The sequence below is a fragment of the Nostoc linckia z4 genome, from assembly GCF_002608075.1.
Lineage (GTDB): Bacteria > Cyanobacteriota > Cyanobacteriia > Cyanobacteriales > Nostocaceae > Nostoc > Nostoc linckia.
Genome location: NZ_LAHA01000023.1, coordinates 164053 through 185463, shown reverse-complemented (window position 1 = coordinate 185463; position 21411 = coordinate 164053). Strand labels below are relative to the sequence as shown.

The following is a 21411-nucleotide window of genomic DNA, read 5'->3' as shown; positions in this document are numbered from 1 at the left end:
TTGGAATTGGTATAACTTGTTTCCCAGGCTTTGTGACTACTTAATTTTCCGCAGCCTGCACAAGCAGACTTTGTTTGTACATTGGTATTATTGGGTGAGTATACACCTACTTGAGATTAGGCAACCTACATTAAGTAAGCACCCTGTTTTTAGTAGTCTTCATAGAGAAACAAAGCCCCAAAGCAACAGCAAAGGGAAAAGTTATCTTAAATATGTATCAGCGTTGATTGATTAACGCAGTGTGCTAGCGGTAGTAATTTAGACTACATTGAGGGAGTAATTACAAACAACAAAGGTTGTTCGTCTATTTCTGGAAACTCAACTTCTAGGGTATAAATTGGGTTAAGTTGCTCGCAGCCTAACTCTACACTTAAGTATCCGGAACTCGAAGATGTTGTCATTGCTAAAGTGCCACTTCCGCGCAATGTTAAAGTTCCTTTAACAGGTAAATCAGCTTCAACAAGTAACTTCGTAACTTGACCTAGAGTTTGGTACTTTACTTTAATGTTTAAAGTCCCGACATTGGTTAACCATTGTCTTTCTACCACTGGACTAGTTACTGAAAGTGGTAGAGTCAGATTTTCCAGCAATTGTTTTGCCGCTAGCAGTGACAAAGCCATCTGTTGACGGGGTTGTAAATCTGAATAATCGCTCTGAATATCGGGCATCTTGTCCAGAGTATTCACGGAACGATAAGTGCTTCTTAGCACCAAGCCAGCAATATCATTTAGTGCCTGAGATTCATTAGGGAAAAAGTTCTCCACCACTTGAACTAATTTTGCCCCCAGTGGCACTGAAGATGTAACCAACGCCTGACACTGTTCTAACAATTGCCGGAAAACTTTTTCTGGCAGTGGAACTGGCAGATTCAGCTTTGACTGCTGTGCCATCCATCCCCAGCTAGGAACGAGTGCTATAGACGGCTCATCAAGAAAATCGGGATATTCAGCTAATTGTGTTTCCCAAGGAAACAAAGGTGGGTGGTCTTGGATTTGGATTTGTAACCGACGCTTAAGGACGGCTTGGAAACGATCTTGCACAGTAGGAATTTCTCCCGGTAAAAAGGCCTGGGGTGTTCCTCTCAATTCCGGCTCACTGTTTTTTGAAGCAATGGCTTTGTTGGAGAGGTTGTCTACCCCGTAATTTTCCTTACATTCTAACGAGAGACACTCATCGTTTTTGACATTGCCTGTCAATAACCAATAGAGACACTCGTCGTGTAAAGGTTCTGAGTCACTATTCATGAGTAGATGCACCAGATCCGGACACTAATGAGTTACGAATTTCCCAAGCTTGTTCAAGAATCTTAAACCAACGTTTTTGTAGTTGTGCCATTGACAACCCTAAAGTTTTAGATATTTTTTCGTCAGTTTGCCCTTGTTGCTTCAACTCTAGTAAAGACCGCTGTTTACTGTCCAATTGGGCTGTGTATGCTTGCCATTGCTGGGGAGTTAAGCCCAAATTGGTATGCAATGAAGCTTCTAGCCATTCGTGAACTAATTCCCAACGGTGTAACAAGGCGAATCGAATTAAATGATACTTGAAGCGCTGCTGTAAGTAATCTCTCTGACGAGGGGTTAAACCCAAAACTGACTCAATTTCCTGTGCTGATAGATCTTGAAGACGAAGCGAAAAATAATCAGCACAATCCGATTGCTGTCGTTGTTCGAGATAACTCATTAATTCCGTAATCACAACGGAACGTAAGGTGTCTTCTTCAGGTTCGGCTTCTGTTTGGGTTGCCATTGTGGAGCGTAATTGCTGGATGGCTGGTTCTTCCCAACCATCAGCTTCACTATTGCTACCTTCTGCGGCTTGTTCTATATCTACGCTGGTTTCAGGAGGTTGCTGTTGAGAAAAAGTTTGTGCCCGTAAAATAATTAGCTGTTGCTGACGACCTGGTAAGGGAATTCGCCGCTTACCATAGCGTTCCGTGAATGCCATATACTCAGCTAATTCCAGCAGCGTTTGTGGACGATAAGTAGCACCGAGTTGATTTTCTCGCCGGAAAGCGTTTAATGCTTCTAAATAAAAACTTTGTAGAAAGTCTTCAATTATAGTCAGGCGTCCTTGATAGCTTAATTGCTTCTGAGGAGGATTAATGTAACGATAAATAATAGCGCTCAAAGTACTGTGTAATTCTACCCTGCCTCGATTTGAACCCAACTGATAGTATCTAAGACACTGTTGCAGCCGATGTCGGGCGAGGGTGAGTGCCGAGCTTTCCACAGATCCGGAAGCCTGGATGCGTTTGCTTTCACTGCAAATCCGGTAGACTTCAGTGGTAATTCGTCTGGCGACATCGTGGCAATTCTGTTGTGAAGCTTTGGTTGACTGCTGAAACTCCCTGGACAGGAGTTGAAAGATCGCCTCCACACCAATAGAATTTTCTAAGAGAAAAGTTGCAGATGGAATAGTTGCGGTTGCGGCTGAATTCATAGTCTCGGTTTTCAAAAGACCTTAAGTTATTTAAATACAACCTGTACGACCGTGGGTGTTGGCTTTTTTGGTTTTGCTTATAAGCTAAATGCAGGCCCTACCTACGTTTGAGATGTGCCTGATTTTATTATTCCCAAATTTAATGGGATTGTTCGCATTTTGTAGATGTTATTGCCATTACCCAGGAGCCGTATACAAGTCATTATGGATTTAGAAGCACAAATTCAATTGCTGATTGACAATGCACCCCGCGATGGTATTACACCAAATCTAATTTCAGCAATTTCTCCTGCCCTGAAAGCGATCGCTCAAAAATTACGTTACTCCCAGTACTATATTCTCCAAAGTTCGGAGGGCAACTGGGTTTTAACTACGTTGAGCAATCGTACTAATCCAGGAATGGAAAAGCGAGTGGTTTACGCTTTTCCTACCATACAGGATGTCTCCCTAATTTCCACTGCTGGGCTTGACCCTCAAATGCTAACTAAAATTGTTCCCGTGACCCATATTTTGTTTCAATTGGTGGCATTAGAACCCGTAGATAGTATCGTTTTTTTGGAAACGCCGGGTCAGACCACTCATACCTTTGAAGTCCGCCGAAGTGAGCTAGAAAAACTCATGCAACAACAGCTACGAAAGATGCGATCGCCTAAATATATACCCCCTGATATTGCATAGAATTATGTGGTTTGTGAGATTTTTTCGATACAAACCAATATTTGTCTTAAAGACTTATGAGCGTCGTCAATCGACGCTCAAAAATTTTCCAAAAATTTTGAATTTTCAATGGGAAAGCATTTTTTCACTTACTGCTTTGGAATATCTAAAATCGATTAAAAAACAGTTACTAGCGAACAATTTTCAATTTTTTTTATTGAGCTTTTACTGGATCGCTAGTTGGGTTTCAATTCTCGCAAATATCTAAAATTGATTAAAAAACAGTTACTAGCGAACAATTTTCAATTTTTTTTGTTTGGCTGTTTTGGAGCGAAAACTACCCGCCCAAGAATATTTGGGCAGGTTTAATTAAGGCAGAACTTACACAACTGGTAAATATCTGATTAGTGATAGGAATCAAGACCAAAGTCGAAGACCCGGCGCGAAAAAATATCTTTAAATTTTAGATTTTTTTAATTATTCGCTCCAAAATTCAAAATCCAAAATCTAAAATTCATTTTTAATAGAGCCGACTCAGACCATAGTCAGCTATGTTAATCAATGCCTGCTGGGACTCTGAAGCTGGCAGAACCGCAAGATGTTCAATTGCCAGTTTAGTATGATGAGCAGCTAATTCTCGCGCTTGCTGTATACCTTGACTATCCTGAATCAGTGCTAATGCTTGCTCTAGATCTCCTTCTTGAGCAAATTCTCTTTCAATCAGCACTTCCAAATAAGGTTTTTCGGCCAAAGCAAATAAAACGGGTGCTGTTAGATGACCACTTTTGAGATCTGACGCCACTGGTTTACCCAAGGTGTCTGTTGTACTGGTGAAATCTAGAATGTCATCGACAATTTGAAATGCTATGCCCAAATGGCGACCATAGCTGTACATATGCTCAACAGTTTCTCGCGACACTTCACTCAGTAAAGCAGCAGCTTTGGAACTATTAGCAATTAAGGAAGCTGTTTTGTAATAGCTCTTTTGCAGGTAAGTTTCAATGGAGGTGTTAGCATCAAAACGATTCAATCCCTGCTGAATCTCTCCAGTCGCTAAATCCATAATCACTTCTGAGAGGAGTTTCACCACCTCCAAATTGTCCAAGTTTGCTAAATACCACGAAGATTGTGCAAAGAGAAAATCTCCTGCTAGTATGGCAATGCGGTTACCAAACAAACTATGAACGGTGGAAACACCTCGCCGCATATCTGATTCATCTACCACATCATCGTGTACCAAGCTTGCTGTATGAATCATTTCGGTAATCTCAGCTAAGCGGCGGTGACGCGGGGTAATTTCTTGTTCTAACATTGTTGCCCGCGATATTAGCAAGACAATTGCTGGCCTGATACGCTTTCCCCCAGCTCCGAATAAATGTTCGGCGGCTGCAAACAAAATGGGGTGGCGATTTCCAACTAGCTGTTTGAGGTTATCTGCTAGTTGTCGCAGGTCTGCTTCCACAGGGGTAAACAGGGAGGTGGCTGGGGTCATGGATGGGCGGACTCTGACTTAGGTTACGAAAGTTTACATATCCTTTACTCATTTTAAGATAACCCTGTGCCAGCGCAAAGTTTTCATCAGTTAATCGCATACTCTTAAATTTATTCGCATTTACACAATGATTTTGTAAAGTCAATAAGTAATTATGCTGAAAAATAAGATAACGAAAAAGTGTTGGCAAAAGATTGTGTTAGTGGGTAAATTTTTCCTGAGTGCAGAACACCACGTAGAATATAATAATAAGGCTCTAGCAATATCCATTCCACAAAAATTGCAATCAAGCCATCAAATAAGCTGGTGAAAGATATCAGAGTATTCACTTGCCATATTTGTACATTGACCTCTACAGAGAAAATCTACTAATATTAGGTATTATTGCTGATTGACTATTTTGACAAAATCTGGATTAGACTGGCTAATAATAGGATGAATTTTTTTCTACATCGAAGTCTAGCTATTGAAAAAATTTGAAATTTAGCAGACGACTAGGCTTAAAATTCAGGGCTGTTGTGTTACGCTAAAATATAGGAATTTTAAATTTTTCAAATACCCACACACCAAAAGTTAAATCATCAGTTAGTTGATTTTACGGATATGGTAGTTGTGTGTATAAAATAACTATTCGTTGATGATATTGAAGGATCAAATTCTTTGATTTTGCCAACGATACGCGAAACTCCTACTTAGGAGCTACAGGGTATCCCTATGGGGAGTCCTTTGAGTGACGCTCCTTCTCTGCGAGACGCTAAACAGATGTCGCTAACGGTAGGCTATGTCAGATAGGTTATAAAGATTAGCTTTGTAACTGTATTGGCTCTGAGCTACATACCTTTAGTGCATCTTGAGCGCGAGGGTTACTCCTGTCACACTCATGTGAGCAAACATAAGGCAGATCGAGTAGACCGCTGAGAATTGCAGTATTAGGTTGTCTATTGACAATTTAACTGCTGTGGTATTTATGGTCTGCTAAAAGTTGCACTAAATAATACATTATTTGTCCTAAAAGAGTCTTATCTCTATAGGTAGATTTACCATAGCAAACTACAGTCATCAAGAACGTACTTGGTTGGCTGAAGTTCTACTAATTTCATGAAATTTTGTATTCGTTGCCAAGGGTGCTAGTAGAACAATGATTTACGGAAGTGTGCCTATGATGATTTTTATTTTAGCGTCTGGATACTTGTTCACAGTCTACCTGTTATTAGCACTAGCAAAACGGACGGGTACAAAGACTACTAATACCAGAAGTTTTGCTTCATCTGTTGAAGCAAAACAAGAGCAGGAGATATCAGTTAGGACTAATGTGACTGAAGCAGTTAATAGTCAATAAATGAAAGTTAGGAGTTGTTAATTCAAAACTTTTAACTCCTAACTCCTAACTTTTTAATGGGGTTGGGAAATAGCAATATCAGTAAAGCAAACCTGTTCTACCAGGGGTGTATAGCCTAGCCACTGGACTCCAGATTGGGAAAATTGTTGTGGGCAACCGCTAACAGCAAAGCGAGTTGGTAGTGGTGGGTGGGTACTTTTTAAGCCTAGCAAGTCTAGTTCTTGGGCACAAGCAGCGACAACATGAACAGCTGGGTCAATTAACTGCACCTGAGAGGAGAGGAGCGATCGCAATACTGGTGTGAGGAGCGGATAATGTGTACAACCGTGGACTAAGGTGTCAATTTCCTGTTCTAATAAAGGTTCTAGATAGGCTCGTGCAACTTCAGCAGTGTAAGGATCGTGAATGCGGTTTTGCTCAATCAGTGGTACGAACTCTGGACATCCAATTTGCCAGACTTGGACATTTGGATTGATTTCGAGTATGGCGTGCTTATAAGCATTACTCTTAGCTGTGGCGGGAGTGGCAATTACACCAATACGCTTTCCTTGCTGGACTGCTGCCTTTGCCCCTGGTAGGATTACTCCCAGTATAGGTATGTTAAATTCTTGACGCACAGTTTCTAAGGCTAAGGCAGAACTGGTGTTGCAAGCCATAATCACCATTTTTACTCGCTGCTGTTGCAGCCACGTGAGAATTTCACGCGTAAATTGTAAAATTTCTGCTTGTGAACGAATTCCGTAAGGAAGCCGAGCTGTATCCCCAAAGTAAACAATTGATTCATTGGGGAGTTGACGATACAGTTGTCGCAGTACCGTCAGTCCTCCGACACCACTATCAAAAATACCAATTGGAGCATGTTGGGATTCTTGACTAGAAATATCGTCAAGATTTCCTTCAAAAATGGAAGATGAATACACAGGCAGATATTGATTTAGGTTTTTTGGATATAAAATACAGAATCTAGCAGACAATTGACAAATTTACCACTAAATTCTGTACTCAAAACAAGTCTAAATACCACCTCTAAAATGAGTAATTTTTACTATATTACCTCTGCCTTAAGTATTTGAGAATGCCACTAGCGATCGCTTCTGCCATCCGATTTTGATACTCTGGCGATGCTAATCTCGGATTATCCTCATAACCAGTCATATAGCCTGTTTCCACTAAAATAGAGGGCATAGAGCTTTTCCGGAGAACGTAGAATCTAGCTTTGCGGGTTCCTCGGTCTTTAATGGTAGAGATGTTTTGCAAAATTGTATTACGAACTACTTCAGCTAAAGCATAACCACTGTCGTAATAATAGACTTCTAAGCCATTGACACTAGGGCGATTATCAACCGAATTAGCGTGAATGCTGACAAACAAAGTTGCATTAACTCGCTCGGCAATATCTACTCGTCCTTGGAGTTCCACGAAAAAGTCGGCATCTCGTGTTAGTACTGTTTGTACGCCATTTTGTTCTAAAATCGCTGCTACCTTTCTACCAATAGGCAAGACTACATCCTTTTCCAACAGTCCCCCCAAACCAGGCGCACCAGAGTCCTTTCCACCGTGTCCTGGGTCTATAACCACTAGCAATTTTCCATTATGAACTGGTGGGCGTGGCTGTGGCTGGGATGTGGGACGGTCTGTGGGGTTGGGTAATTGCCCTTGGTTTGGTGATGGAAGCGGAGGTAAAACAATGGGAGGTATATTACCAGAAGGTCGAAATTCTAGAGCTAAAAGCTGGTCGCTCACTTGGTTGAGTTCGCCAATTTGCACTCCGGCTGCTGGTTGAATTAACACTGTAACAGTGTTGTCTGTTTGTGGTTGTAGGCGAACGCGGAGAATAGGGCTATTGGGATTAAATGTTGGCCCTTTAACTTTAGGAGCTAATCGAGCATTATTAATGGTGATGCGGAATAAACCAGAGGTTCTATCCCAGCCTCCTGTGGCAGATAAACTTTGGTCGGCTCTAATTAACAGTTGTCTGCCATTATTAGTCAGTTCTACAGACTCAATGGTGGCAGGTGAATCGGAAGCAGATGCTACGGTAAGTGGAGTATTGTTGCTTGGTAGCTGGGCAATACCACGACTGGGGAGAACCACGAAGCCACCAATGGTACTGGTAGTTGCCCGCCAGTCAGAACCATTTTTGTCTACCTGTAACGTCATGCGAATAACAGACGGGCTACTTTGGAGTTGGGAGAATTGGATGCGACTGACTCCGTAGCGATTAATGGGTATGTCTTGCTGCTGGAGATTTGGTGAGAGAGTTGCACCAGCGATATCTATATTGATTAGGTGGCGATCGCTGCTACGATTGACTTTAATCTGAGGATTAGGGCCACTGGTGGCAACGAAAAAGCCATCGCCTGTGGTTCGTAAGCTTTCAATTTGAGTCACTCTTGCGACAACCGTTGGCCTCGCCAGGGAATTTGCAGTGTTATTTGTGACTACATTATAAATATTTCTAGGAGATAACGCTGGTGTTGGCGTTCTCGGTGGAGTTGCTGAGGCTATTTCTAGCTCGGAATTATTGCTGGCGGGTATATTTTCCGTTTCTGGGGCAGGTAATTGTACTGTCCAGCGATCGCCATTTGTACTGATAAATTTTACTTTTTTAGGATCTAAAGTATAACCAGGAGTCAATTCGACAACTATACGTGTTGTTTGTTCGTCAAATTGCCCGATGCGGATTGCTCTAATTGTACCACCGACTTGTTGAGTCAGCTGTGGACGCCCAAATGTCGTTCCTGGTAAATCAATTACCAGCCGAGTTGGGTTGAAAATTAACTGTGCTTGGGGTTGAACATCTCCCAAAGTATTAATTTCCAGTTTGTTTTGATTGGCATCAAAGCGCCAAGATTCCAGTTTCGCGGCCATTGCTGGCGACGACAGCATGAAGATAGTTCCAATAGTACTGGATAGTAACCAGCGTAATTTCACAGTCGTTTCTCCTGATTCACATTCATGGGAGCCGTCAACATCTCAACACATTGGCAAATCCTCACACCGTCACCACCTACACTTGAGTTTTGCGCTGTTATCAAGACACAGCTAATGGCGTAAAATATAGCACGCTCATCCGATTTTGCCATGTCACTAGCCTATATAAGTGAGACATACAAAGCATCAGATGACAATAACAAACAAGCAACTGCTGTCCCGCCGCAAGAATACCTAAATTTTTTACCTAAATTCCCAAAAAATAGGTAATTTTTTACCGACAACTGAGTAATTAGAATTATCCCAGTTGGGAGTTTAAGGTTATGAAGACTCTAGGTGAGGCAAATTTGTTCTCAACACTAGCAACATCTTCATCACAATCACTATTAAATTGTATAAATTTAGCAATCATTTATTTACTCAAAAATTTAGACAAAATTACTTATCTTCTCTTCAAGTATTGAAGGATGCCACGAGCTATAGCTTCTGCCATTTGATTTTGGTAGGCTGAGGTTCTGAGTTTGGCGTTATCGTCTCGGCCAGTGACGTAACCTGTTTCTACGAGAATCGAAGGCATGGAACTTTTTCTCAGGACATAAAATCTGGCTCGCCGCACTCCCCGATCTTTGACATTGATATTTTGGAGAATAGTATTGTGGACAGTGCGGGCTAAACTCAAACCGCTGTCGTAATAATAGGTTTCCAAACCGTTGACATCCGAACGACCAGGCCCTATGGCATTAGCATGAATGCTAACAAACACATCAGCGTTAGCTCGCTCTGCTAATTGTACCCGCCCTGGAAGGGTAACAAAATAGTCAGAATCCCGCGTCAGAATTACTTGGACGCCATTTTGCTGTAAAATCTGAGCTATTTTTTTACCAATAGGTAAGATAATGTCCTTTTCCCGCAGTCCCCCAAGACCTACAGCTCCAGGGTCTTTACCGCCATGTCCGGGGTCAATCAGCACTACCACTTTTCCATTAGTAAATGGGCGTTGTGGTTGTTTTGGAGGTTGGGGATTGGGATTATTTGGGTCTGGGAATGGGCCCCGGTTGATTGGTGGTAGTGGAGGAACAGTATAAGGGGGTTTACCAGGGAGTGTGACAACTCGACGAGAACCCTGTATTGGGAGAGCCAAAAGCTGGTCGCTGATTCGACTGGGTTGTCCTAGTTGGACTCCGGCTGCTGGTTGAACTAAGACAACAACTGTGTTGGGTTCTTGGGATTGCAGGCGTACTCGAAGAATAGGGCTATTTGCAGCAAAGGTAGGGCCTATGACTCTAGGAGCTAACTTAGCATTGGGAATTGTAACGCGGAATAAACCAGAGTTTCTATCCCAAACTCCCGTAGCAGATACGTTTTGGTCAGCTCTAATCAGCAGTTGTGTGCCATTATCAGCCAGTTGCACCGACTCAATTGTCGCTGGTGAGTTGTTAGCCAATGGTCGGCTGGGAAAAGAAGCAGGTTCTGACTGGTTGTCAAAATTATTAGTCGGGGGTAATGTGACAACACGAGTCGGTAGAACTACCAAACCATCACTACCACTTCTACTTGCTCGCCAGTCTGGGCCATTTTTATCTACCCGCAAAGTTAGACGAACACCGGGGGGTTGACTTCGCAGTTGGGTGAATTCAGCACGGCTAACGCCAAACTTGTTAATGGACTGATTACTTTGTTGTATCAGGCGTGGTGATAAAGATGCACCAGAGATATCAACGAAAACTGTAGCGCGATCGCGGCTGCGAATGACTTGAATTGGAGGATTTGCACCGCTGGTGCGGATGAAAAATCCATCACCTGTGACTTGCAGGCTCTCAATTTGAGTCGCAGCTCGTGGAGTGACAATTCTTGAGATTTCGGGTTGAGGACTGGATTCTGGAGTTACTACACTGTAAATATTTGTTGGAGGTGGTGCTGCTCGGTCGATTTCTGGTCTAGGTAATTGCACTGTCCAGCGATCGCCAGTGGTACTGATAAATTGCACTCGTTTTGGGTCTAAAGTATAACCAGGAGTTAATTCCACGACTATACGCGTTGTTTCTGTGTCAAACTGCCCAACACGGATATAACGAATACCGTTACCAACCTGTTGAGTGATCTGGGGACGCCCAAACGTTGTTCCTGGCAAATCAATTACCAACCGAGTCGGATTGAAAATTAATTGTGCTTGGGGTTGAACATTCCCCAAAGTATTAATTTCCAGTTTGTTTTGATTGGCATCAAAGCGCCAAGATTCTAGCCTTGCCGCCATTGCAGGCGACGATAGCATCAAAATAGTTCCAATAGCGCTGGGTAGTAACCAGTGTAATTTCACAGTGCTTTCTCCTAATTCACATTCATGGGAGCCTTCAGTAGTGCTGAGTATGTAGTCCAGAGACGCGTAAACCCTCGCGTAACCTTTGGGATTAAATCGCTAAATAATCGGTATTTATGTGCTTTTTTGGCTTTTTTTGGTATTCATTACTCAGTACTGCTTTGGTCAAGTTCTCAATTAATGTTTGTTAAATCATCACACCGTCACCACCTAGACTTGAGCTTTGATATCTTTTTGATTAATTTGGTATAAAGACACACTTTAATCAATATAATTTCTCTGTAAATGATTGCCAAATTTGATATTGGGATTTAGATACAGAGTGAAAGTTTTCACTTGTGAATATGGGCGACTTTAACTCCCAATAAAACTAGATAACTGATAAATGTTAGTTGTTTATTGCCATTGATGCTTTCAGTAAATAATTCCCACTACTATCTCTCGATCTAGCTTTGTTGATGGCTGCTACTCCGGAATTATTTGAAAAATCTTCAAATTAAGACTAGTAAGAATTTGCTTGCTAAAATCGTAAGTTTCAATTTGGGGGGAGTAGGAAACAAAAATTTATAAATTACGCTTCTGGATATCAATTGGTATGAGGAGCAGTGAAAAAGTGGAAATAAGTAACATTCCGAACACTAGTAGAAACTATAAACAAACGACAATTTTATAATCACACGGGACGGAGATTAGAGGAGAGAAGTTTCCAATATCAAGCGGAAGATGGGGCAAATAGGAGAATAGTAATGCCAAGTCTCTAAAATATAGCTACACATCGAGAGCAGGGGGTAGGGGAGATGGTGGAGATGTGGGGATGAGATGGATGAAGGGGACAAGGGAGACAAGGAAGACAAGGGGAATAACTTGTCACTCATCAGTCCCCAGTCCCCAGTCATCAGTCATCAGTCATCAGTCAACAGTTATCAGTCAACAGTCCCCAGCGATTAACTATCGCGAGATTCTGCGGTTTTTTCTGGTCTTGATACCTTTGAGTCAGATGGTTCGATTACCAATGATGTTCCAGAAGCCCCATCCAAAATTAGTTGCTCTGAACCTGCGGTTTTTGGTTCTGGAAATACGAATCGTAACAAGGGAGGAGCTAAAAAGGTGGTTAAGATAACCATCATAATGATTGCTGCCCCCAGTGGTTTAGAGAGAACGCCGCTAGCAGCGCCAACACCAGCAAATACTAACCCGACTTCGCCTCTAGGAATCATCCCCACACCGATCGCTAAACGGTTGATTTCCGGTTGACCAAACACGCTTAAGCCTGTGATTACTTTACCAATGATGGCTACTATAATCAGGAAAGTTGCCATAATTAAGCCTTCGCGATTATCGGGAATCGCTGGGTTTAAAACTCCCAAATCGGTTTTTGCGCCAACGGTGACAAAGAAAATTGGTACTAGCATATCAGCAATGGGACAGACTTGCGTTTGCAGTTCTTTGCGTTTATCTGTCTCTTCTAGGACTAAACCTGCGGCAAAAGCTCCTAGAATGGCTTCTAGGTGGATGACGGCGGCCAAATATGCCATTGCAAAGGCGAAGATGAATGCTGGTATTACCAGTCCACCGCGTGTTTTGAGTTTATCAGCGATCGCCACAAAGGATTTATTGAAAACGTTGCCTAACAAGATGGCTCCCAAAATAAAACCTGTGGCACTGATAATCAAATAAATGACTTTGCTGACATCCACCACACCATCTTTAGCTAAACTGGCAACTACCGCTAAGACGATAATTCCCAGAACATCATCAATTACGGCAGCACCGAGAATAATCTGCCCTTCTTTAGAATTGAGTCGCCCCAGTTCTGATAGCACTTTGGAAGTAATTCCAATACTAGTAGCAGTCAAAGCCGCCCCCGCAAAAATCGCCGGCACAGCACCGATACCAAACAAAGTCATCAGTCCCACGGTACCAGCTGCAAATGGAACTGCTACCCCCACCACTGCGACGATGGTGGCTTGGATACCCACTGCCATTAAGTCTTTTAAGTTTGACTCCAAACCGATTTCAAACAGCAGGATGATCACGCCCAATTCTGCCAAAACAGAAACGACCTCAGATTGTGCTGCAAACACCGCAGGAGTGGCTTCAGAAGATAAACCAGCAGTAGTTTGCAGAAAGGTCATAATCAAAGAATTAGAAGCGTCTGTGCCACCTTCTGGAAACACCAAAAGATGAAAAACCGAGACACCGACTACCACACCACCTACCAGTTCGCCTAACACCGGTGGCAAACCCACTTTGTTGGATAACTCCCCGCCAACTTTGCTGGCGAGGTAAACGACTATTAAACTCAGTAGCACCGCTGCTACTACCATTGAACTGTCTGCGGCTTCTGTGGCGCTAGCCAGCAGAGGAAAAGAAAAGTTGTTGGGATTTAACAAATGCATTGGGTTCTGTGAAAATCCTTCTCTTTGATTTTGACGCGTTTCTGAAAAACGTCCATCTATGGAGATATGTTGACAGGTTGTAAAAAATATGGGGCATTGGGCATTGGGCATTGGGCATTGGGCATTGGGTAGAAGAGGCTGCCAGGAGCAGAGGGGAAAAACTCATCCCCCCCCCCCCCCCACCCCCCCCCCCCCCCCCCCCCCCCCACCCCCCCCCCCCCCCCCCCCCCCCCCCCCCCCCCCCCCCCCCCCCCCCCCCCCCCCCCCCCCCCCCCCCCCCCCCCCCCCCCACCCCCCCCCCCCCCCCCCCCCCCCCCCCCCCCCCCATCTCCCCATCTCCCCAGCTCCCTCTCCCTCATCTCCCCATCCCCAGTAACTCTGTCAACCGCTGCCAATAAATTTGAGAAACTGGGACTACAGACAGTCGAGGAAGTCGCAGTAAGTCAAAGTCTGTAAATTTTTCATCTTGCTTAATTTGGGCTAAGGTGACTGGTTGCTTTACTCTTTGCACTGCCCGCACATCGAAAACTACTCGTTTGCTGTCGTTGAGTGCTGGGTCAATATAAGGTTGACTAATTATTTCTGCTACACCGATAACTTGTCGTTCTTTACCTGTGTGATAAATCAACGCCAAGTCACCAATTAGCATGGTGCGTATATGTTTGAGGGCTAGAGGATTGTTAACTCCATCCCAAGTTGTACTGCCGTCCCGTTCCAAATCGAAGTAAGAATAATTGTCGGGTTCAGTTTTCAGCAGCCAATACGCCATACCCAAATCTCCAAACAGATTGATGTAATTTTTTTAGTTTCCAAAAATGTAACCATTCCCGCTTTTGATGCTGGTGGTGTCAAAGTATAAACATACAAATCGTATCTAGCGATCGCATTTAAATTATGAAAAACTTGTGGTGGCTGTTAACTTTCAACAGTTACCAAAGGATTGCTATGTACGCTTAATTAAAAACATTTGTTCTGAGGAGTGCAAATCTTATGACTAGAGCCGCTTTATCCGGTTCATCTTTTCCATCTGCAAATTTGTGGAAAATACTGTCTTTAACGTTACTTTTATGTACAACTTTTACACTGCCTGCGTTGGCACAAGAAAAGGAGAAAATGTGGCGGACTTTGACTGTTAATGGCCGCGGAACCCAAGAAATTCCCACAACCATAGCGCAAGTCAGTTTGGGAGTGGAGATTCAGGCTAAAACTGCACAGGAAGCACAGCAAGAAGCCGCCCGTAGGTCATCGGCTGTGGTTGCGTTCCTGAAAAACCAAAATGTGGACAAATTACAAACCACTGGTATCCGACTCAATCCAGTTTATAGCTACACCAATAATGTGCAGCGGATTACAGGCTATGCTGCCAATAATACCGTGAGTTTTCGCATTCCCATTGAGCAAACTGGTACATTATTAGACGGTGCAGTGAAAGCCGGCGCAACACAAATTGAGGCTGTTAGTTTTGTTGCCAATGATGAAGCAATCACTAGGGCGCGAAATGAAGCATTAGCAGAAGCCACTCAAGACGCTAGACAGCAAGCTAATGCTGTTTTCAGTGCTTTGGGTTTGTCACCCAAAGAAGTGGTGAGCATTCAAGTTAATAATGCGAGTCAGCCTCCACGACCTGTGTTATACCGCGCCGAGGCTGCCAAATCAGATCTACAAGCTAATGTTTCTACCCCTGTAGTTGGTGGCGAACAGGAAGTAGAAGCATCTGTAACGTTGCAAATTAGTTATTAGTCATTAGTCATTAGTCATTAGTCATTAGTTTTTTGTCGTGACTGATGACTATTGACCAATTAGAAATTCTCTGGCGAAAAATCTCCGCCGCCTTCGGCATCGCGCTTAGAGCCTAATAACTCTAATTGGTCTACTCGAATAAATGGTGAAGAACGCAGTATTCCTGTTTGGCGATCGTTCCAACTGTTAAACTTCAATGAGCCTTTAATTCCAATTAGGCTACCTTTACGCACATAATTACCTGCAACTTCAGCTGTCTTATCCCATAATTCTAAATTAAACCAGTCGGGTTTATCGTTGTTGCGCGAGCGGCGATCGACAGCTAGTGTTAGCTTACACACAACTTTTCCAGACTCGTAATACTTCATCTCTGGGTCGCCGCCTACGCGACCGACGAGGGTGACAACATTGATACTCATGTGCGTTACCTTTTAGTACAATTGTACTGATTAATCTTGACTCCCATCATAGCTGATTACCAAACTATTGAAAATAATCCCTTAAAGAGTTAACAATATATTGAATTGAAAAATTATACATAAAACTGGGAGAAACACATAAAAGTATACGGATATACTAATTTCACGAGAGAATATCAAAAAATAGATGCCTGAGACATAGTAAATATTGCTGGGAATTATATAAAAATATAGTCTAGTTTACTGGACTCAGGATAGAAACAAATAGCATATAACACTATTAACTCTTAACAGTTGTAGTCAAAAAGTAGCACATAGGGGGCTTAGAGACGCGTGGGTCTTTTCAGGAACTTTCGCACATCATGGGATATGGGTATCGACCTCGGTACCGCAAATACTCTTGTTTATGTATCTGGTAAAGGTATTGTACTTCAAGAACCTTCAGTGGTTGCCATAGATCAAAATGAAAAGGTGGCTTTGGCTGTAGGTGAAGAAGCCAAGAAAATGCTTGGTCGGACGCCTGGAAATGTAATTGCTCTGCGCCCCCTGCGTGATGGCGTAATTGCTGATTTCGAGGTTGCCGAGCTGATGCTCAAAAGCTTTATTCAACGTGTAAATGAAGGTAGATCCCTAATTTTACCACGAATTGTCATTGGTATTCCTAGTGGCGTCACAGGAGTAGAAAGGCGAGCTGTGATGGATGCAGCTCAACAAGCCGGAGCAAGGGAAGTTTACTTAATTGATGAACCTGTGGCAGCAGCAATTGGAGCTGGACTCCCTGTTACTGAACCCACTGGTAACATGATCATTGACATTGGTGGCGGCACTACAGAAGTTGCGGTGTTAAGTCTTCAAGGTACAGTACTGAGCGAATCGGTACGCATTGCTGGGGATGAACTAACTGACTCCATCGTTCAGTATCTCAAGAAAATGCACAACTTAGTTATCGGCGAACGTACTGCGGAGGAGATTAAGATTCGGCTTGGTTCTGCGTATCCCACTAACGATGACAACGATCTCATGATGGAAGTCCGGGGCTTACACTTACTTTCTGGTTTGCCACGAACTGTAACCATCAAGGGGCCAGAAATCCGTGAAAGTATGCTGGAGCCGTTATCGGTAATTGTAGAAGCTGTGAAGCGAACATTGGAACGCACACCTCCAGAATTAGCAGCAGACATTATTGACAGAGGTATTATGTTGGCTGGTGGTGGCGCTTTGCTTAAAGGTATAGATACCCTAATTAGCCATGAAACAGGGATTGTCACCCACATTGCTGCCGATCCCTTAAGCTGTGTTGTGCTGGGGACAGGCCGTGTGCTAGAAAACTTTAAGCAAATGGAACGAGTTTTCAGCGCTCGCTCTCGCAATATGTAGCGAAAAAATATCAGACTTGAGTTCTATTTGAGTTCTATTTGGGTTTTATATAAATAGAATCCAGGTAGAACTTAATTATTAAGTATATAAAGGTATATATGGTTACAGCAAGGCGTTGGTGGGATCGTAAAGGGTTGCAAATCGGGGTATTAGCTCTAATAGCTGGTAGTGCTTGGATATTGCGGCAGACTCAAGGTGAGTTAATACTTGAGACATACTACACAATTACTCGTCCGTTGCAGATGTTACAGTCAGGGCCAACTCCAGAAGAACGCCTCAGAGATGCTCGGATATTAGAGTTACAAACTCGTATAGTAGATTTGGAAAGTGAAAAGAAAAAGTTACAAAATTTATTAGGTTATGTAGAAAAAGAACCACTGGCATCAAAGCCAATTCCAGCGCGGGTGGTGGGACGTAGTGCTGACCAATGGTGGCAACAAGTTACCTTGAATCGGGGTACTAATTCTGGGATTCAGGAAGGCTATATAGTCAAGGCGGATGGGGGATTGGTTGGTTTAGTAGAAAGTGTAACTCCCAATACTAGCCGGGTGTTGTTAATCAGCGATCTTAAGAGCCAAGTAGGTGTAACAATTAGCCGCACGGCCGCTAAAGGTGTTTTGCGAGGAGATTTTTCTGCGGACGCTGTGTTGGAGTTTTATGAAAAAGTTCCAAATGCAAAAGTAGGAGATTTAGTTTCCACATCTGCTTATAGTAAGAAATTTCCATCCGGGTTGGCAGTAGGACGAATCAAGTCGCTGGATTTAAAGAAACTCCCAGCCTCAGTAGCAAAAGTTGAGCTTTTTCCGCCGATACGCTTTCTAGATTGGGTAGCTGTCTATCCCAAGCCAGAAAACCAAGATGCAGAAACCCAAAAGTCAGCACAGCAAAAGTCTAAGTAAATTCTTCCTTGAAAATCCACAAAAAAATGAAGATTCCTGCATTTGTTGGCAGCAGACAAAAAAAGTCAAAATCATCAAAGCGAAAATCGAAAATCCAAATTCCACCGCTTTCTCGTTGGCATCCTGCTGTACGTAGGTTAATGGGTTTGATGGTGACAGTCTGTTCTGTGCTGTTATGTTTATTGTTGTTACCAACCCGCCTACCAGGTATGGAATTATTGGGAATTGGCCCAAACTGGTTGTTAATTTGGGTGGTGGCTTGGAGTGTGAAGCGCACAATGTTTAGCGGAGCATTGGCGGGGATTATTTTGGGGCTACTTCAAGATGGAATGACATCGGCATTACCCACTCATGCCCTAAGTTTAGGTATGGTGGGATTTTTGACTGGTTTGCTCCAGAAACAGCGCTTTATGGAAGAAGATTTTATTTCTATTGCTGTAATTGTCTTTGTAATGGCAGTTTTGGGAGAAACTATCTTTGCTTTGCAATTAACTTTTATGGGTGATGCCCACGGTGGTTACAGCTTACAACAAGCCGGAAATATTTGGATATATTACCAACGCGTCGCCCTTGCTTCAGCGATTCTGAGTAGTCTCTGGGCACCTGTGGTTTATTATCCCTTGAATGTTTGGTGGCAGCGGATGAAATTGTTGGAGCAATAGTTTGGGTGTTGATTGTTGATTGATGACTGATGACTGATGACTGTTAACTGTTAGGGTGAAATTCCATTCCCTCAGGACTTATATCAATTCTGTATGAAGATGCGCCAAACTATATGAGGAACAAACCGCAAAGGGCGCATTCGCGCAGCGTCTCGTCAGAGAAGGACACAAAGAAAGAAAGAAATAGGACTTACGCAACTGGCATATTATTTTAAGTTTGTAGTAAGGACTTTAGTCCTCTAATAAGGACTGAAGTCCTTACTACAAGCAAAAAAAATTGATTTTTTGTGACACTTGCGTAAGTACTGAGAAAGAAAGAACATTTGGCGCAGCCTCACAAAGAAATGGTATTACGCACAGCTAACGGAAAACTAACCACAGAGAAGCGTGCGTTGGGGGGTTCCCTGACTTGTTCGCCCTTGGCGTTTCCGTTCGCGTAGCGTCTTGCAGAGAGGACTTTAGTTCTAGCTTTGAGGACTGAAGTCCTCACTACAAACTTTTTATTATGTGTGATTTGGTGGATATGATGTAACTTTTTCTTGGAGAAAAGCATCAAATGTCAACTTATTTGGTAGCGAGGTTTGTGCACCTGGTTTTGTGGCGGCTAAAGCGCCTGCTGCTGCGCCCCAAATTACTGCCTGATGTAAGGATATTTTTTGAAAAAGTGCTGCTGCTAAAGCGCCGTTAAAAGCATCGCCAGCTGCTACTGTGTCTACTACATGAACTGGAAATGCAGGTACAAGAAAATTTTCCTGGGCAGTTGCACAAAAAACACCTTTAGCGCCTAATTTGACGATCGCACATTTCACTCCCCGTTGCAATAAAATCTCACCTGCTTTGGCTGCTGTTTCTTCTCCATCCACAGCAAAACCCACCAACTGTCCAGCCTCAACTTCATTGGGTGTGATAATGTCTATCAATGGATAAACTTCTGCGGGTAAATTCGATTGTGCGGGTGCGGGGTCAAGAATAACTTTGATGTTTGCGCTTCTGGCTGCTTTGGCTGCTGCAACCACCGCAGGAATGGGAATTTCTAATTGTAAAAGCAATGCTGTAGCTTCTGGTAATAAGCTAGATAATCTTTGTACATCTTCTTGATTTACGCGTCCATTTGCACCAGGAATAACAACAATTTGATTTTCTCCAGCTTGACTAACGGTGATGATGGCGACTCCAGAACTCACAGTTTCATCAACAAAAACATTGTTTGTCTGCACGCCAGATGCTTGCAAATTCTTGAGAAGTTCGACACCAAAATTGTCTGCACCAACACGCCCCACCATTTGAGTAGGAATTCCCAATCTGGCTAATGCTACAGCTTGATTGGCTCCTTTACCTCCGGAAACTTGAAAAAAATCTTCTCCGAGTAAAGTTTCTCCACCCACTGGTAACCGGGGTGCTGTGGCTACCAAGTCCATATTGATGCTGCCAAAAACGATGATGCCCATGCTGATTTTTGTTTAGCTGATGAGTTGCCTCATAGTATAGGACGCGATCGCAGTGCTTAAGTTGTTTGGAGTTAGGTATTTGGTGGGAACTGAATATAGCAAGAAGGCATTTTTTCTTATTCTTGACGCGGATCGGATTGGGGTGGATGCCAACCCGCTTCTACCCAAAAACCACGGGCTACTTGAATCGAAGGCTCATCCCGACGTTCATCATTAAAGTCAAAGCGATGGCTAGTAGTTCTCCCTGTAGGAGTTATACCTACAATTTTTCTCCCGTCTTTTGTCCAAATAAAATGCTCAGACCACTTTTGCTGACGGGGATGAAAAAGAGGGACTTGTTTTTGAGTTTTAGGATCAGTACCTACTGTAAAATTATAGTGACGCTCATTACAGCGATGACAAGCTAAAGCTAAATTATCCAGTTCATCTGAGCCACCCAAAGACTGCGGCATGATATGGTCAACAGTAAAACGGTCGGGACTCAAGTATTCTGGAGAATGGCAGTATTCGCACAGATACTCAGCTCGTTTTCTTACAAGTCTTCGAGTTTGTTCGGACACCATTTACTTTTCGCCGCTAGTTGAGCGTTAATCAAGGTAAATATTCGCTCTAATTCGGAGATACCTACATATTCAGCTTCTTCTTCAGAAGTGAGCGTATCAGCTTTTTTTTTCTGCAATAGTTCTTCAAAGCGAGACTGTAGCTCATCGGTAAATTTGAAAAGATAAATGTCACCGAATTCGCTCATCTTGATACCAGAAGACATTAAAGATGAGGGTTGAACCATCAATTGAGTAGTCATTGTCTGTTCGCAGTGCCTTTGGTTTTATTGTGCCTCAATTAATTGATGATTATATTGCTGTAGGCGAGTTCTATTAAAATTATTGATTTATCATATTAACATGTGTACTTCATGTACTTGCAAACTGCTATAAATGTTCTTCATCGGGGCAAAAACCCAATGAATACCTTTGGCAAAGTATTTTATCTATGCTTCTAAAATACTTAAAGAAAAATTTTATATCTCTTGGTGTAAGAACAGGAATCCCACGTAGTTTAGAAGTATAACTAATAAGATTTTCTCTTAAATACTGAAATCGATCATTTTTGTATCCAACAATACCATAGTAGTTTATGGGTAAACCCCCATTTTTAAAGTTCAATCATTCTAAACGTCTCAGCATAGCGAATGAGCTTTGATGGTCAAAATTTGAGAATGCCTCAAAATGCGATCGCCTTTTCCATCTCACTCACTTCCAACAAGCTATACTGCCAAATAGCACTTAACA

19 protein-coding genes are annotated in these 21411 nt (G+C 42.8%); 7 read left to right on the top strand and 12 right to left on the bottom strand.

Annotation, left to right across the window (positions count from 1 at the left end; genetic code table 11):
* Positions 1-263: 263 nt before the first annotated feature.
* On the bottom strand, positions 264-1244 hold the full coding sequence (locus VF06_RS19225; RefSeq protein ID WP_099070649.1) for a PatU: 981 nt from the start codon (positions 1242-1244) through the stop codon (positions 264-266).
* The gene (gene hetZ / locus VF06_RS19220; RefSeq protein WP_099070650.1) at positions 1237-2439 is read right to left on the bottom strand and encodes a heterocyst differentiation protein HetZ; all 1203 of its coding nucleotides are present in this window, start codon (positions 2437-2439) and stop codon (positions 1237-1239) included. Before hetZ ends, VF06_RS19225 begins: the two co-directional genes overlap by 8 nt.
* Before the next feature lie 204 nt (positions 2440-2643).
* Between hetZ and VF06_RS19215 the strand changes: the two genes are divergently transcribed.
* The gene (locus VF06_RS19215) at positions 2644-3117 is read left to right on the top strand and encodes a hypothetical protein (RefSeq protein ID WP_099070651.1); all 474 of its coding nucleotides are present in this window, start codon (positions 2644-2646) and stop codon (positions 3115-3117) included.
* A 499-nt stretch (positions 3118-3616) separates the two neighbouring features.
* On the opposite strand, the gene sds is transcribed toward VF06_RS19215, so the two are convergent.
* Complete coding sequence (gene sds, locus VF06_RS19205) at positions 3617-4588, bottom strand: solanesyl diphosphate synthase (RefSeq protein ID WP_099070653.1); 972 nt, start codon at positions 4586-4588, stop codon at positions 3617-3619.
* A gap of 1138 nt (positions 4589-5726) precedes the next feature.
* Here sds and VF06_RS42105 point away from each other — a divergent pair.
* Positions 5727-5927 carry a hypothetical protein gene (locus tag VF06_RS42105; RefSeq protein ID WP_180267526.1) on the top strand — a complete coding sequence of 67 codons (201 nt, stop codon included), beginning with the start codon at positions 5727-5729 and terminating at the stop codon, positions 5925-5927.
* 53 nt (positions 5928-5980) lie between these two features.
* Here the strand turns inward: VF06_RS42105 and murI are convergent, their stop codons facing one another.
* From murI to VF06_RS19185, 3 genes are all read right to left on the bottom strand, one after another.
* Positions 5981-6847 carry a glutamate racemase gene (murI, locus tag VF06_RS19195; protein WP_099070654.1) on the bottom strand — a complete coding sequence of 289 codons (867 nt, stop codon included), beginning with the start codon at positions 6845-6847 and terminating at the stop codon, positions 5981-5983.
* Between the two features lie 130 nt (positions 6848-6977).
* A complete protein-coding gene (locus VF06_RS19190; protein WP_099070655.1) occupies positions 6978-8861 on the bottom strand; it encodes an N-acetylmuramoyl-L-alanine amidase in 1884 nt (627 codons plus the stop codon).
* 442 nt (positions 8862-9303) lie between these two features.
* Entirely contained in the window at positions 9304-11178 is a 1875-nt protein-coding gene (locus VF06_RS19185) for an N-acetylmuramoyl-L-alanine amidase (protein WP_099070656.1), read from the bottom strand.
* Between the two features lie 819 nt (positions 11179-11997).
* On the opposite strand from VF06_RS19185, the gene VF06_RS42790 reads away from it, so the two are divergent.
* The gene (locus VF06_RS42790) at positions 11998-12126 is read left to right on the top strand and encodes a hypothetical protein (RefSeq protein WP_257207660.1); all 129 of its coding nucleotides are present in this window, start codon (positions 11998-12000) and stop codon (positions 12124-12126) included.
* Here VF06_RS42790 and VF06_RS19180 read toward each other — a convergent pair.
* Positions 12123-13577: a cation:proton antiporter gene (locus tag VF06_RS19180; RefSeq protein WP_099070661.1), complete on the bottom strand. Its 1455-nt coding sequence runs from the start codon at positions 13575-13577 to the stop codon at positions 12123-12125. The two genes, VF06_RS42790 and VF06_RS19180, sit on opposite strands and share 4 nt — an antisense overlap.
* A gap of 355 nt (positions 13578-13932) precedes the next feature.
* Entirely contained in the window at positions 13933-14346 is a 414-nt protein-coding gene (locus VF06_RS19170) for an EVE domain-containing protein (protein WP_099068784.1), read from the bottom strand.
* Positions 14347-14567: 221 nt separating this feature from the next.
* Here VF06_RS19170 and VF06_RS19165 point away from each other — a divergent pair, with 221 nt between their 5' ends.
* Positions 14568-15317: an SIMPL domain-containing protein gene (locus tag VF06_RS19165; protein ID WP_099068783.1), complete on the top strand. Its 750-nt coding sequence runs from the start codon at positions 14568-14570 to the stop codon at positions 15315-15317.
* Positions 15318-15376: 59 nt separating this feature from the next.
* On the opposite strand, the gene VF06_RS19160 is transcribed toward VF06_RS19165, so the two are convergent.
* Positions 15377-15736: a single-stranded DNA-binding protein gene (locus VF06_RS19160; protein WP_099068782.1), complete on the bottom strand. Its 360-nt coding sequence runs from the start codon at positions 15734-15736 to the stop codon at positions 15377-15379.
* A 369-nt stretch (positions 15737-16105) separates the two neighbouring features.
* On the opposite strand from VF06_RS19160, the gene VF06_RS19155 reads away from it, so the two are divergent.
* The 3 genes from VF06_RS19155 to mreD all read left to right on the top strand — a co-directional run bounded on the left by VF06_RS19155 (position 16106) and on the right by mreD (position 18674).
* Positions 16106-17113: a rod shape-determining protein gene (locus VF06_RS19155; protein WP_099068781.1), complete on the top strand. Its 1008-nt coding sequence runs from the start codon at positions 16106-16108 to the stop codon at positions 17111-17113.
* 98 nt (positions 17114-17211) lie between these two features.
* On the top strand, positions 17212-18012 hold the full coding sequence (gene mreC, locus VF06_RS19150) for a rod shape-determining protein MreC (protein ID WP_099068780.1): 801 nt from the start codon (positions 17212-17214) through the stop codon (positions 18010-18012).
* Positions 18013-18038: 26 nt separating this feature from the next.
* The gene (gene mreD / locus VF06_RS19145) at positions 18039-18674 is read left to right on the top strand and encodes a rod shape-determining protein MreD (RefSeq protein ID WP_099068779.1); all 636 of its coding nucleotides are present in this window, start codon (positions 18039-18041) and stop codon (positions 18672-18674) included.
* Between the two features lie 503 nt (positions 18675-19177).
* Here the strand turns inward: mreD and rbsK are convergent.
* The 3 genes from rbsK to VF06_RS19130 all read right to left on the bottom strand — a co-directional run bounded on the left by rbsK (position 19178) and on the right by VF06_RS19130 (position 20924).
* Positions 19178-20122 (bottom strand): ribokinase, encoded by a 945-nt coding sequence (gene rbsK / locus VF06_RS19140; RefSeq protein WP_099068778.1) that lies wholly within the window; start codon positions 20120-20122, stop codon positions 19178-19180.
* A gap of 116 nt (positions 20123-20238) precedes the next feature.
* On the bottom strand, positions 20239-20685 hold the full coding sequence (locus VF06_RS19135; protein WP_099068777.1) for an HNH endonuclease: 447 nt from the start codon (positions 20683-20685) through the stop codon (positions 20239-20241).
* Complete coding sequence (locus tag VF06_RS19130; protein WP_099068776.1) at positions 20655-20924, bottom strand: hypothetical protein; 270 nt, start codon at positions 20922-20924, stop codon at positions 20655-20657. The genes VF06_RS19135 and VF06_RS19130 overlap by 31 nt, the downstream gene beginning before the upstream one ends.
* Positions 20925-21411 lie beyond the last annotated feature (487 nt).